Origin of the sequence: Thalassobaculum sp. (assembly GCF_965223715.1) — a bacterium.
In the GTDB taxonomy this organism is placed as follows: domain Bacteria; phylum Pseudomonadota; class Alphaproteobacteria; order Thalassobaculales; family Thalassobaculaceae; genus Thalassobaculum.
Window position 1 is genome coordinate 4,560,741 of sequence record NZ_OZ245012.1, and the last position, 13,042, is coordinate 4,573,782.

At 68.9% G+C, this 13,042-nt stretch carries 12 protein-coding genes; 4 read left to right on the forward strand and 8 right to left on the reverse strand.

What is annotated here, in order from left to right; genetic code table 11:
• The first annotated feature begins 109 nt into the window (after positions 1-109).
• Positions 110-592: a cupin domain-containing protein gene (locus ACOQOP_RS21090; RefSeq protein WP_420563786.1), complete on the forward strand. Its 483-nt coding sequence runs from the start codon at positions 110-112 to the stop codon at positions 590-592.
• A gap of 12 nt (positions 593-604) precedes the next feature.
• Here ACOQOP_RS21090 and ACOQOP_RS21095 read toward each other — a convergent pair whose 3' ends face one another.
• The 4 genes from ACOQOP_RS21095 to ACOQOP_RS21110 all read right to left on the reverse strand — a co-directional run bounded on the left by ACOQOP_RS21095 (position 605) and on the right by ACOQOP_RS21110 (position 4,584).
• The gene (locus ACOQOP_RS21095; protein WP_420563787.1) at positions 605-868 is read right to left on the reverse strand and encodes a hypothetical protein; all 264 of its coding nucleotides are present in this window, start codon (positions 866-868) and stop codon (positions 605-607) included.
• Positions 865-1,887: a diguanylate cyclase gene (locus tag ACOQOP_RS21100; protein ID WP_420563788.1), complete on the reverse strand. Its 1,023-nt coding sequence runs from the start codon at positions 1,885-1,887 to the stop codon at positions 865-867. Before ACOQOP_RS21100 ends, ACOQOP_RS21095 begins: the two co-directional genes overlap by 4 nt.
• Before the next feature lie 186 nt (positions 1,888-2,073).
• Positions 2,074-3,210 carry an alpha-hydroxy acid oxidase gene (locus ACOQOP_RS21105; protein WP_420563789.1) on the reverse strand — a complete coding sequence of 379 codons (1,137 nt, stop codon included), beginning with the start codon at positions 3,208-3,210 and terminating at the stop codon, positions 2,074-2,076.
• A 57-nt stretch (positions 3,211-3,267) separates the two neighbouring features.
• Positions 3,268-4,584, reverse strand: coding sequence for an alpha/beta fold hydrolase (locus ACOQOP_RS21110; protein WP_420563790.1), 1,317 nt, complete (start codon positions 4,582-4,584; stop codon positions 3,268-3,270).
• Between the two features lie 473 nt (positions 4,585-5,057).
• Here ACOQOP_RS21110 and phaR point away from each other — a divergent pair, with 473 nt between their 5' ends.
• Complete coding sequence (phaR, locus tag ACOQOP_RS21115; RefSeq protein WP_420563791.1) at positions 5,058-5,801, forward strand: polyhydroxyalkanoate synthesis repressor PhaR; 744 nt, start codon at positions 5,058-5,060, stop codon at positions 5,799-5,801.
• 213 nt (positions 5,802-6,014) lie between these two features.
• Entirely contained in the window at positions 6,015-6,431 is a 417-nt protein-coding gene (locus ACOQOP_RS21120; protein WP_420563792.1) for a hypothetical protein, read from the forward strand.
• Between the two features lie 153 nt (positions 6,432-6,584).
• Here ACOQOP_RS21120 and ACOQOP_RS21125 read toward each other — a convergent pair whose 3' ends face one another.
• The 4 genes from ACOQOP_RS21125 to argH all read right to left on the reverse strand — a co-directional run bounded on the left by ACOQOP_RS21125 (position 6,585) and on the right by argH (position 12,369).
• On the reverse strand, positions 6,585-7,568 hold the full coding sequence (locus tag ACOQOP_RS21125; protein WP_420563793.1) for a DUF2333 family protein: 984 nt from the start codon (positions 7,566-7,568) through the stop codon (positions 6,585-6,587).
• A 139-nt stretch (positions 7,569-7,707) separates the two neighbouring features.
• Positions 7,708-10,425: a TIGR02302 family protein gene (locus ACOQOP_RS21130; RefSeq protein WP_420563794.1), complete on the reverse strand. Its 2,718-nt coding sequence runs from the start codon at positions 10,423-10,425 to the stop codon at positions 7,708-7,710.
• Between the two features lie 363 nt (positions 10,426-10,788).
• On the reverse strand, positions 10,789-10,953 hold the full coding sequence (locus tag ACOQOP_RS21135) for a hypothetical protein (RefSeq protein ID WP_420563795.1): 165 nt from the start codon (positions 10,951-10,953) through the stop codon (positions 10,789-10,791).
• A gap of 15 nt (positions 10,954-10,968) precedes the next feature.
• Positions 10,969-12,369, reverse strand: a complete 1,401-nt coding sequence (argH, locus tag ACOQOP_RS21140) for an argininosuccinate lyase (RefSeq protein ID WP_420563796.1) — start codon at positions 12,367-12,369, stop codon at positions 10,969-10,971.
• Between argH and ACOQOP_RS21145 the strand changes: the two genes are divergently transcribed.
• Positions 12,368-12,964, forward strand: a complete 597-nt coding sequence (locus tag ACOQOP_RS21145; protein WP_420563797.1) for a TlpA family protein disulfide reductase — start codon at positions 12,368-12,370, stop codon at positions 12,962-12,964. The two genes, argH and ACOQOP_RS21145, sit on opposite strands and share 2 nt — an antisense overlap.
• The last annotated feature ends 78 nt before the right edge of the window (positions 12,965-13,042 follow it).

Genomic DNA, 13,042 nt, shown 5'->3' on the forward strand with positions numbered 1-13,042 from the left:
AAGACCGGATTTTCTGGCGGGCTATTGCCGGCAACCGCCTGCCAGCAGCGTCCGCGCGCCGCCCCGTGCGCCGTCCGCAGGCGTCCCCCAACCGATCCGAGGTCCGGTCATGTTCCATCGTCCCCGTGCCGCCATTGCCGCCGCCACCCTGATCGGCGCCGGCCTGATCTGCGCCCTGCCGGCGGCGGCCCATGATCCCGCCACCGCGCCGGCCAAGCCACGCAACGCCCTGCCGCCGGAGACGCTGCAGGTGATCGACCTGGGCAAGGAGATCCCCGGGATGGAGGGCCGCAGCCTGCGGATGCGCAAGGTCACGCTGCTGCCCGGCGGGGCGCTGCCGCTGCATTCCCATACCGACCGGCCGGCCATCGTCTATGTGCTGGAAGGGCGGGTCCGCGAGCACTACCCCGCCGACAAGGCGCCGATCGTCTATGGCGCCGGCGACGCCCGCACCGAGCAGGCCGGGGTGGATCACTGGATCGAGAATATCGGCGAGACCCCGGTGGTCGGGGTGGTGGTCGATGTGGTCAATGACGGCAGCGCGCCGGCCTTCACCACCGAGGAGGTGCGCCGGCGCTACGGGCTGGAGTAGCGGCCCCCGGGGTCAGTTCGGGCCGTTCTGCTCGCGCAGCGCCACGATCGTCCGGGCGAGCTCCTGCTTGTAGCTCGCGAAGAGCTGGTTGAGGGTGGAGCGCACCACCTCCTCCGACTGGCCGCCGGCCAGCAGGGCGGCCGCCAGGTTGGTCAGGTTGGTCTGGTGGCTGGCGATGGAGGCGCGCAGCTCCGGCGGCAGGGCGGAGATCTCCACGCCCGCCTCGGTGACGGCGGAGAGGGTCTCCGCGACGATCTCGTCGGCTCTATTCTTCATGACCTGTCCTCCGCGATCACCCGGTCGCGCCCCTCCTCCTTCGCCGTGTAGAGGCGGCGGTCGGCCCGCTTGATGAACTCGTCCAGCGTCTCGTCCGGCTCCAGGACGGCCAGGCCCATGCTGCAGGTGCAGCTCAGCGCGACCCCGCCACCGGCCTCGATGCGCAGGCCGGCGAAGCCGAGGCGCAGGCGGTCGGCCACCTCGAAGGCCTGGGGGCCGTCGGTCTCCGGCATCAGCAGCACGAACTCCTCGCCGCCGTAGCGGCCGAAGGCGTCCTGCTCGCGGATGCCGTCCATCATCAGCCCCGCCAGCCCCTTGATGACCTCGTCGCCGGCGGCGTGGCCGTGGGTGTCGTTCACCGACTTGAACCGGTCGATGTCCATGACAACGAGCGACAACGGGTGGCCGTAGCGTCGGGCGCGCTTGATCTCCGCCTCGGCGCTCTCCATCCAGGCGCGCCGGGTCATCGCCCCGGTCAGGACGTCGGCATTGGCGATCTGCCGCAGCTCCAGCTCGTCCATCACCACCTTGGCGAAGTTGATGAGGATGCTGCGTTCATGCTCCGGCCAGTCGCGCGGCTTCGTGTCGATGGCGCAGAGCGAGCCGATATTGTAGCCGTCCGGGGTGCGCAGCGGCACGCCCATATAGGCGCGGATGAACGGCTCGCCGGTCACCAGCGGATTCTCGGCGAAGCGCGGATCCTCCTTGGCGTCGGGGATGATCAGGGGCTCCGGCTGCTGGATGGCGTAGGTGCAGAAGGAGACGTTGCGCGGCGTCTCGGCGGGCAGCCCGCGGCGGGCCTTGAACCACTGCCGGTTGGTGTGGACCAGGGTCACCGCGCTCATCGGCACCGCGAGGATCTGGCCGATCAGGTTGACGATGTTCTCGAACGGCCGCTCCTCCTGGGTGTCGAGAACGTCGTAGCGCTCCAGCGCCAGCACGCGCCCGGCATCGTCGTCGGTCTTGAGCTGGTTCAGCACCGTCTCCTCGAACGGTGCAGGGTTGGGAGCTTCGGTCATTGTGTCTCCGTAGAGGGTCTGGTCGGCCGACGGTGACGAGCCTTCACGCCTGTTATGTAGCCTCCAACGGTGCCCGTGCCAGAGTGTCGCACCTGCGGGCGGAGAAGTACTACCAGCACGCGTGACGGAGTATTGACGCCGCCGGACTGAGGGCGCGTCCGTGTCCGTCAGGCCGTAGCGCGTCCGTCAGTAGGTATAGTCGTCGGGCGCCAGCAGCGGGTACTGGCTCCAGACATGGGCCGGCTCCACGGGGTCGGTATAGGCGATGTACCGCCCGTCGATCCCGTCGAACGAGTTCAGGCCGAGCAGGCCGAGATCGATGCGGACCTCCTCCTCCAAGAGCTCCAGTACCCGGATCACGCCGGCCGCCCCGCCCGCGGCGAGGCCGCAGCACAGCATCCGGCCGATGCCGACCACATCGGCGCCCAGCGCGCGGGCCTTCACGATGTCGGATCCGCGGGTCACCCCACCGTCGACCGCGATCTTCGCCCGGCCGGCGACCGCGTCGACCACCTCCGGTAGGGCGTCGAGCGCGCCCAGCCCGTGATCGAGCTGGCGGCCGCCATGGTTGGAGACGAAGACCATCTCGGCCCCGTGCTCGACGGCCATGCGGGCGTCCTCGGCGGTGGCGATCCCTTTCAGGATCAGCGGGATGTCATGGGTCTTCTTGAACCGCTCCACGTCCTTCCAGTTCAGCGCCTTCTGGAACTCCATGCCCGGCACCTGGCGCCACGGCTTCACGAAGCGGTTGGCCATGTCGCGCTCGCGCCGGCTGTACCAGGCGCTGTCGACGGTCAGGGCGAAGGACTGGTAGCCGTGGTCGACGGCGCGGGCGACGATGTCGTCCAGCCAGGCGTCGTCGCCCCGCTTGTACAGGCAGAACACCTTGGTGCCGCCCGCGATCTTCGCCACGTCCTCCAGCGGGACGGTGCCGACCGAGGACAAGAACAGCGGCACGCCATACTGGGATGCTGCGCGCATCGCCTGGACCGGTCCGTGGGCGGCAAAGCTCTCCAGGCTGCCGACCGGGCAGAGCACCACCGGCAGGGAGACCTTGGCGCCGAGGAAATCGCCTGTGGTCTCGACCTCACGCATGTCGCGCAGGACGCGCGGCCGGAAGGCGATCTTGTCGAAGGCCAGGCGGTTGCGCTTGACCGTGGTCTCGCTCTCGGTGCCGCCGCGCATGTAGTCCCAGGTGTTGCGGTCCAGGTTCACCCGGGCCCGCTTGACGATCTCGTGCAGCACGTGGAACTCGTCGCGCACCTTGGCCAGATCGGCATCCGAGACGGGGCCCAACTCGGGTGTAGCGGCGGCGTCATTCATGGTCGGTCTTCCTCCCGGATGCCCGTGGCGGGCGATCGTTGATCTCGTCTTGTTTCTTCAGCCCGGCATCGTTTCGACGAGCCAGGTATGCAGGGTCGTCCAGGCCCGGCTCGGCGCACCGGCGCTGACCACCATGCCGATATGACCCAAGGCCACGTCGGCGCGGGTGGCGTTCGGCAGGCGGTCGGCCAGGGCGCGGGCCGAGGCGGGCGGGACGATGCGGTCGCGCGCCGGGATCATGGCGAGGGCCGGCACCGTCACCTGTTCCGGAATAACCGTCCTCCCGGCAATCCGCCAGTCCCCGATTGCAGGGGTGTTGCGGCCGTACCAGCCGAACAGCGCCTCGCGCGCCACCGGGGCCGCCAGCGGCACACCGTCGTTGAGCCAGTCCTCCAGGGCGACGAACTCGGACGCCTCCGGACTTGTCGCGTCGGCCTCGCCGAAGCGCAGGAACTTGTTGATCACCAGCAGCGGGTCCAGCGCGAAAAACAGCGCCTGGATCCAGTCGGTCGGCAGCCAGCCCAACGTCTCGATCGTGCCGGACAGCCAGGGCTCGGCCATCGGCAGGGACGCGGCGATCGGCGGCGCGTCGGCGGCGAAGTCGAACGGGGTCGCGAGCAGCAGCAGGCCGGCGATGTCGCGCGGCCGGCGCTGGGCCACCGCCAGGGTCAGCAGCCCACCCATGCAGTAGCCGAGCAGGGCAGGCTTCGCGCCGGTAATGGTCAGCACCGCCTCCAGGGCCGCCTCCAGCCGTCCTGCGACATAGTCGGTCAGCGAGAACCGCCGCTCCGCCTCTCCCGGAAAGCCCCAGTCCACCAGGAACGGGCGGTAGCCGCGCCGGGCCAGGTCGCGCAGTAGCGAGCGCTCCTCGGTGAGGTCGAGCACATAGCCGCGGTTGACCAGGGAGGGCACGACCAGGATCGGGATGCCGTCCGGGACCGCGCCCGGCACCGTGCCGTAGTCCAGCAGCAGGGTCCCGCCCTCCTTCCAGCACACGGCCGGCTCGGCGACGGTCCGGCGATAGGGGTGATGGCGGTAGCGCTCGATGCCCGACAGGAAGCGGTCGAGGCGCCGGCGCACCTCCTCTTCCATCGCGCTCTCGAAGCTCTCGGGCGTGGGCGCCGGGCTATGACCGGCTGCTGCCGCCGCTCTTGCCGCCTCCAGGGCGTCGAGCTGGCCCTTCAGGCTCGCCGCCGTCTCGCTCAAGCCGGGCTTCCAGTCGAGCGATCCGTTCTTCCAGGCGACGGAGCTCGCGTAGGATGAGAGCCAGGTCGTCGCTGCCGCGCTCAGATACAGGGGCAGCGGGCGCGGCCCCGGCCGTGGGGCGCCCTCCCGCGTGGTACTGCTGCCGATGCTGTCCGCTGCCGCCGTCATGGCCGGCACTATAGGCAGATGCGGGCCCGGATGAGGAGGGGGCGTAGCCGGGCTGCAGCCCGTCCGGCATCGGCCGTGCCTGCGGCTGCGCAAACCCCTGTCCGGTCCACAGGGCGGTCCAGCGGCGCACCGCGTCGGCGACCTCCGGATCGGTCGCCATGGCCTGCACCTGGGACTGCCACAGGTCCATGAACCGGCGGGCGAGATCGCCGGCATCGGGCGGCGGGGCGGAGCTGTCGGAGGAATCGTTCATATCACGCGGTCCGGTCATGGAGCGGCAGTATCTCATGCCGTCGGAAGTGGGCCAAGCACGGGGGAGGCAACCCTACTGGTTGTATAGCCTTCCGCGCCGCCACACGCGGCAAAGCCGGGAAATTGCACGGATTCCGGACATCATCGTTGCAAAGCACAAACGAGCGGCGCACTGTTAAAAGAAACGCCAAGAAACTGAACCGAGGGTGGGACAGTACGCCATGACGGATAGCTCAAAGACTGAGGCCGCCAAGAAGACGACCCGGGCCCCCGGCCGCAGGGCTGCGGCGGCGAAGGCGTCGACGGTCGGCAGGCGGTCGGAAGCGGAGGATGGGGCCGGTGCTGCCGGCGGCGCGGAAGCGATCACCATCAAGAAATACGCCAACCGACGGCTCTACAACACGGCGACGAGCAGCTACGTCACCCTCGACCACCTGTGTCAGATGGTGAAGGATGGCGTGGAGTTCGTGGTCTACGACGCCAAGACGGGCGAGGACATCACCCGCGCGGTGCTGACCCAGATCATCGTCGAGGAGGAGGCCAAGGGGCAGAACCTGCTTCCGATCGGCTTCCTGCGGCAGCTCATCAGTTTCTACGGCGACAACCTGCAGATGGTGGTGCCGGGCTATCTGGAATCTTCCATGGCCGCCTTCGCCCAGAACCAGGAGCGGATGCGCAGCTACATGCAGGAGGCGTTCGGCGGCATGTACCCGTTCGGCTCGATCGAGGACATGACCAAGCGCAACCTGACCATGCTGGAACAGGCCATGACCATGTTCACCCCGCCGGGCAAGGGCGGTGCGGCGAAGCCGGCCCCGTCCAGCGCCGAGCCGGCCTCGGGCGGATCGAGCGAGGATACGGCGGCGGCGGTGCGTCAGCTCCAGACCCAGCTCGAGACGCTGCAGCGGCAGCTGATGGAGCTTGGGACCGGCTCGCTTTCGAAGCGGGACACCAACGAGTCTTAACGTGGTTAACGGTTGTTAACCTTGGATCTTAAAGCTTTCCCGGGTTTTCTCTTAACATTTCTGCGCTAGACTGGGCCGTCGATCTTTAAGGCGCGATCGGTTCGGATCGACTCGATCTGAACCGTGAATCGCCGTCTAAGATCTTGGAAATAGAGCGGATTCGCACGATCCGATCTTTCTGATCGTGATTTGCTCTAAGGGAGGCAGGCCCCCATGGTCTCGCCCGTCGACGGCCCCGGCCCCCCGCCGGGCAGCTACCTACCGGTGCCGGCGGGCGGACGCGCCGTCGTTCCCTATACGCGTGCCGATGCCGAGGAGGCGCGGGAGGCCGGACGTGGTCGCCCGGACCGGTCGAGCCGTCCTGCGGCCGACGCGGTGGCGGTTCCGGTCGGCGGCTCCGAGGAGCCGCGTGGCAATCCCTTCCTCGAGCGCGGCGAAGCGTTTCGCCGCCCGTTGTTCGCCAGCCGACCGGCCTCGCTCTTCCTGGCCCAGTCGTTCGGCCAGGACGCGGAGACGGGGAGCCGCACCGGCAGCGCGGAGGCGGCCCGGCGCTACCAGTCGGTTCAGGAAACCGTGGACCGCGCCACCACCCGCCGGACCGCACCGCCGGGCGTGGACGTGGTGACGTAGGGCTGGTCCCATCAAAATCGTCTTCCCGGCCTCGAGCCGGGACCCAGCCGCCATATCGCTGGAGCTTGCTCGACAAGATCTCTTGAGTTCCGGCTGCTCCCTCCCTGGGCCCCGGCGCGAGGCCGGGGAGAGGGGAAAGGGTACGCTCGCCCCCTACTTCAGCAGGATATTGGTGATCTCGCGGAGTTGGGTGCGGGCGCGCAGGAGGTAGAAGCCCTGCACCGCCAGATGGCTCGGGAAATAGGCGCCGTCCGGCGCGCCGTTCATCACCACCACCGGGTCGAGAATCGCCGCCTGGTTGAGCGACTGCATCATCTGGTCCCAGGCCGGACGGAGCTGGCGGTCCTTGATCACCCCGTCGAAATCCCGGCCCAGCTCGCGCAGCAGGATCGCGTAGCCGTAGAGCCGGCCCTTCACCCCGTAGAAGATGTCGTCGACCTTGGTGTCGACCAGCAGCGGCCGCGGCTTGGCCAAGTGCTGGTCCAGGGTCGCCGAGGCCGAGCCCAGATCGGAGGCGATCCGGTCCAGGGTGGCGATCAGGTTGTCCGAGCGCCGCTCGAAGATCGCCTGTCCGGCCGCCAGCCGGTCATTGTACGCCTTCAGCGCGCGGGAGGCCGCCCGGTACTGGGTTTCCGAGGCCGGGGTCGGGAGGAACGAGGTGGACAGGTCGAAGATCCAGACGTTGCCCGGGTACTTGAGCAGACCGGCCGCCTTGTCCAGATCGGCATCGACCTCGGACGAGCCCCGGGTGCGGCCGATCTGATCCGCCATCTCGATGGTGAAGCGCGACAGGGCGTAGATGATGCCCTGCTGGTAGTTCGGCGTGTTGTCGAGCAGGGCCGAGGGATAGAAGAACGGGTCGTTGGCGGTCCAGAAATGGGTGTTCACCTCCCGGTCGATCAGCGCCGCGGTGGCGGCGACCGCATGGCTGCCGCCCTCCGGCTCGTTGATTGCCTGGAAGTTCGGATCGTCGTCGATGTTGTGCATCACGAAGGCGCCGACGACGTAGTAGAGCAGCACCAGGACGACCAGGACGATCAGGGAGTATCCGCTAAATCGGGCCACGCCGCGGCTCGGCAGGAACCGGCGTTTCGGGGCGGAATACTCGTCATCCCAATCGACTTCCGGTCGCGCCATATCCCTGCCCCTTCGCAGCTCTGTCCCATGTAACGGATAAACACATAGGAAGCGGGGCCGGTTCTGTCATCCTCGCAGGACGCCGGACCGGCGCGGCCCATCGACACGCCGGTGGCCGGTCCACCACCCCAAGTGGGGCTCAGAACCGCTTCAGCAGCCGGTCGATATAGTCCAGCTCCTGGGCCGGGCGGTCGTGTTCGCCCGAGCGGCGGCGTAGCTCGTCGAAGATCCGCCGCGAGCGCAGGAGGTCGCTTTCCGCCGGCAGGCCATGGCGGGTGGTGCCGTCGGTCGCATAGCCCTGGCTGTCGTCGCGGTCGTTGTTCAGCGGATCGCGGACCTGCCCGTCCTGGGCGCGGCCCTGGGCGCCGGGCGTGGTGGCTGCCCCGCCGCCGGCCTGCTGCTGTTGCTGCATGGCTTCCGACAGCGCCTGGGCGCCGTCCTGCAGCGCCTCTATGGCGTCGCCCTGGGGCCCGACGGCCTCGCCCGGCTGGTTCTGGCCCAGCGCGTCGCCGGCGCCCTTCATGGCCCGCTCGGCCTGGCCGAAGGGCTGCGGGATCTGGCCCATGCCCTCGCCCAGCTTGCGCATGAACTCGCCGAGCTGGCGGCGCAACTGCTCCTGCATCTGGGCGAGCTGCTCGGAGGTCATGCCCTGCGGGCTGCCGTCGCGGCCCTGCCGACCCTGGCCCGGCTGGCCCTGGCCGGGACGGTTCTGGCCCTGCTGTCCGGGCTGCATCTGGCCGGGCTGCTGGCCCTGCTGGTTGCCGAAGGGCTGCTGGCCGAGATTCTGCTGGCCACGGTTGCCGAATTGCTCCTCGCCCTGCTGGTGGTTCTTGAAGGTCTCGTCCATCAGCCGCTGCTGCTGCTCGGCGAGGTCCTGGAGCTGGCGCATCATCTCGCGGGCGGCGAGCTGTTCCGGCGACATCATCTGCGGCCGACCGGCCCGCAGGTTCTCCATCAGCTCGCGGAGCTGCGACAGCATCTCGCGGGCGGCGTCCTTCGCGCCGGCCTGGGCCATCTCGCGGGCGCGCTCCAGCATGTCCATCAGGTCCTGGCGCTCGATGATCCGGTTGGGGTCGACCTGCTCCATCTGCTCGGCGTTCTGCTCGCCGTTGCGCATCATCTCCTGCATCTGCTCGGCCATGGCCTGCAGCATCTTGTCGATGGCCTCGCGCATTTCGTTGAGCAGTTTGTCGAGCTCCGCGTCGTCGACGCTGTCCTGGGCCAGCAGATCCATGATCTTGCGTTCGATCTCGCGCAGCTCCCGCTCGGCCAGGGACAGCTCGCCGTCCTCGACCCGCAGGGCGGTGTCCCAGAGCAGCTTCTGCACGGCCTCGACCGTCTCCGCGTCCGCCTCGTTCATGACGAGACGGCCGGCGGCGGTGCGCAGGGCGAGGAAGGTGACGATGTCCTCGAAATAGTGGTGCGGGCGCACGGCGATCGACATCAGCACCTGGGCGATGTCGTCCTTCTCCGCCGGCTCGGTGGTCAGGCGCTTGCGCTGCTCGATGATCGCCTGGGCCACCGGATGGGTGAACTGGCGCTCGGGCAGGATGATGTTGATCGGTTCGCTGACGCCCTCCTGGTCGATGGCGTCGCGGGCGACCAGGGTGATGCGCACCGGCTGTCCGGCCCAGGGATGGGGGGTGAGGTCGTGGTAGTCCTTGGCGTCGACCGCCTCCGGCGCAGCCCCGGGCAGGGACAGCGGCAGGACGATCGGCTCCTCGCTGACCACTTGGGCGGTGCTGTCGAGCCGGTCGATCCGCGCCTCCACCGAGGCCAGGCCGTAATCGTCGGACGCGGCGAAGTGGATCGCCAGCGCGGCCCGCTCGGTCGCCGAGGGCGGCTCGCTCATGGTGACGGTCGGCTTCAGGTCGGGGACCACGGTGATGGTCCAGCCGGCGAGGTCCTCGCCGTCCTGGCGGATGGCGAGCGCGGTCCCGGCCTCGATAGGCTTCTCGATCTGGTGGGCGCGGGTGCCCACGGTCTCGAACGGCAGGACCGTCTCGCGCGCCCGATCGCCCTCACCGTCGGTCACCGCCAGCTCCGGTGTCCCTTCGCCGCCATTCACCTTGGCGAGCAGCACCGAGCCGACCGGTACCGCGAGCCGTTCAGGCTGGGCCGGCTCGCTCGGGGAGGCGGTGTCGGTTCCGTCCGCCGGCTTCTCGGCGGCACGGGCCAGCAGCATGGGGACGCGGCCGGTATAGGCCGGCGGGTTGATCCAGACGTCGAGGGTCGGCGGGTCCGCCGCATAGGGCGAGCGCAGGTCGGGCTGGAACGCCAGGGCGATGCGCTGTCCCGGATTGCCGGCGGCGATCGCCAGTCCCAGGACAACGGCCATGGCGAGCCCGGCGCGCAGGCCGAACCGGTCGAGCCGGGCCATCGACGGCTCCGGCGGGGTGACCTTAAGACCCTTCAGGCGGGCGGCCTCGCGCGTCAGGTGGGCGCGCCAGATGGCCAGGCCCATGTGGTTTGCCCCGTCAGCCGGACGGTCGGTGAGGCTGCTGAGCGGCCGGTGGGCTAGGCCGCTGTCGCGCTCCAGGCGACGCACGGCGTCCTGATGGGTCGCCGGCTCCCAGCGCAGCGCACCGCGCCGCAGGCTCCAGAGAAAGGCCGCTCCGAGCGCGAGGAGCAGCGCCAGATGGCCCCAGCCATAGGTCAGATCGCCGATCCAACCGGGCACGTCGATCAGGGCGAGGGCGATGAACAGGGTGGCGATGACGATGGGCGGCCACAGGGACGGCCACAGCCTCTCCCAGGCCAGCACGGCTTTCGCCAGGGCGAGTTTCATTGCCAGGAGGCGGCTCGAGTCGCCAGGCTCCTTGGACGTCGACCGGTCCGGCGTCTGCGGGTTACGCACCACGGGTCTCCACCATCGTCGGGGCGTCCGGTGCGCCGGCGGCTTCTCCCGGCCGGCACGCTCATGCCCTGGCCGGAACCCGCTCCGAAGCGACCGCCAGACCGGGCGCCGATACAAGGAGTGTTGGTCGGCGACTGGGGTGGGTCAAGCCCCGGCACAGTGTTTCAAGCGGATGTGTTCGGATGAGGGAGGATGGGCCGCGCGCCCTCCTTCATAAAACACTCCCCGGATTTATTCCGGGGCCCACGTCGCCACCCGCACTGAGTTGGACAGAGCGCTCGTGCGCTGGAGAAGCGTGAAACGTGGGCCCCGGAATAAATCCGGGGAATGTCTATGAAGCGTGGGGAGTAGGGAAAGCTCCGCCTACTCCACCAGCACCTTGGTCTTGGTCTGAACCGGGTAGTTGCGCGGGTGGAGGACCGGCTGGTCCTTTGGCGGGCTGGGGTCGCCGCGCTTGCCACAGGCGGCCAGTCCCCCGAGAGCCAGTGCGGCCAGCGTCAGGGTCAGTCGGCGGCGTGTCTCGTCCATCCTCGTGCCTCCGTCTCAGGAATCCAGGAACCGCTTGCGAGCCTCGGCGACCTGTTCGCGGACCCGGACCGGGGCGGTGCCGCCATAGCTGGTCCGGGCGTTCAGCGAGGCTTCCACCGACAGCACCCCGTAGATGCGGTCGTCGATCGCTGGGTGGATGGCCTGCAGCACGTCGAGCGGCAGGTCCTCGAGCCCGCAGCCCCGTTCCTCGGCAGCCTTCACGGCCCGACCGGTGACGTGGTGGGCGTCGCGGAACGGCATGCCGGCCTCGCGCACCAGCCAGTCGGCCAGGTCGGTCGCGGTCGGGAAGCCGGCGACCACCGCCTTGCGCATGGAGTCCGGATTGGCCTGCAGGTCGCGGATCATCCCGGTGGTGCAGGCGATGCAGAGGCCGAGATTGTCGACCGCGTCGAAGCACGGCTCCTTGTCCTCCTGCATGTCCTTGCCATAGGCCAGCGGCAGGCCCTTGAGCACGATCGCGGTGCCGGTGAAGGCCGCCAGGATGCGCCCCGCCTTGCCCTTGACCAGTTCCGCGCCGTCCGGGTTCTTCTTCTGCGGCATGATCGAACTGCCGGTGGTGAAGGCGTCGGACAACTTCACGAAGCGGAACTGCGGCGTGGTCCAGATGATCAGCTCCTCGGCGAGGCGCGACAGGTGCACCGCGCAGATTCCGGCCGCCGCCAGCACCTCCATCACGAAGTCGCGGTCGGACACGGCGTCCAGCGAGTTCGCCGCCGGCCGGTCGAAGCCGAGCTTGGACGCGGTCATGTGGCGGTCGATCGGGAACGGCGTGCCGGCGAGCGCGGCGGCGCCCAGCGGGCTCTCGTTCAGCCGCTTGCGGGCATCGGCCAGCCGCGAGCGGTCGCGGCCGATCATCTCCACATAGGCCAGCAGGTGGTGGCCGAAGGTGACCGGCTGGGCCGGCTGCAGGTGGGTGAAGCCGGGCATGATGGTCTCGGCATGGCGGTCAGCCTGCTCGATCAGGGCAGCCTGCAGGTCCTTCAGCTCGGCCTCCAGCGCATCGATCGCGCCGCGGGTCCAGAGCTTCATGTCCAGCGCGATCTGGTCGTTGCGCGAGCGGCCGGTATGCAGCCGACCGGCGGCGTCGCCGATCTTCTCGCGCAGCCGGTTCTCGACGTTCAGGTGGATATCTTCCAGTGCGCGCGAGAATTTGAACGACCCGGACTCGATCTCGTTCCAGATGTCGTCTAGACCCTGGGCGATCGCCGCCCCATCTTCGGCCGTGATGATGCCCTGAGCCGTCAGCATCTCCGCATGCGCCTTCGAGCCCAGGATGTCTTCGCGCCACAGGCGACGGTCGAAGTCGATGGAGGGGTTGATCCGTTCCATGGCTTCCGCCGGTCCGGCGGCAAAGCGGCCGCCCCACATCGAATTCGCGGGAGTAGAGTCGGTCATGGCGTTTCTCGGTTCGCTTTCTTCCTGGTCGCCGCGGCGGCTGGCAGTGGTTGGCGGGGTCGTCGGTCTCGTTGCGGCACTGGCTGTGGCCGGGTCCTTGCTGACGGTCGCCTCCGCCTCCAGTCCGCCGGCGTTCTCCGGCGGGTACGGGTCGTGGGAGGCCTTCGCGGATCCGCAGCCGGCACCGGCCATCGACTTCCTAGACCCGGACGGCGAGCGCATCAACCTCGACGCATACAAGGGGCAGACGCTTCTGGTGAATTTCTGGGCCACCTGGTGCGCCCCCTGCATCCGCGAGCTGCCGGCCCTGGATGAGCTGCAGGCGGATATGGGCAGCGAGGCGTTCCAGGTGCTGATCATCTCCATCGACCGCAAGGGGTTGGAGGTGGCGCAGCCCTTCCTCGACAACCTGGAGGTCGAGCACCTGAAGACCGCCGCCGATCCGAAGGGGGCGCTGGCCCGCGAGATGAAGGCGACCGGGCTGCCGACCACGGTGATCATCTCGCCCGAGGGCAAGGTGATGGGACGGCTTCTCGGCGACGCCGAGTGGAATTCCGACGGAGCCAAGGCGCTGGTGCGTTATTATCTCCAATAGCGGTGCACGCGCCGCCTCCTGTGTCCAGGGACGCGTCCGCCGCCGACCCGAAGAGCTGATCGAGGGAGCCGAAGCAGA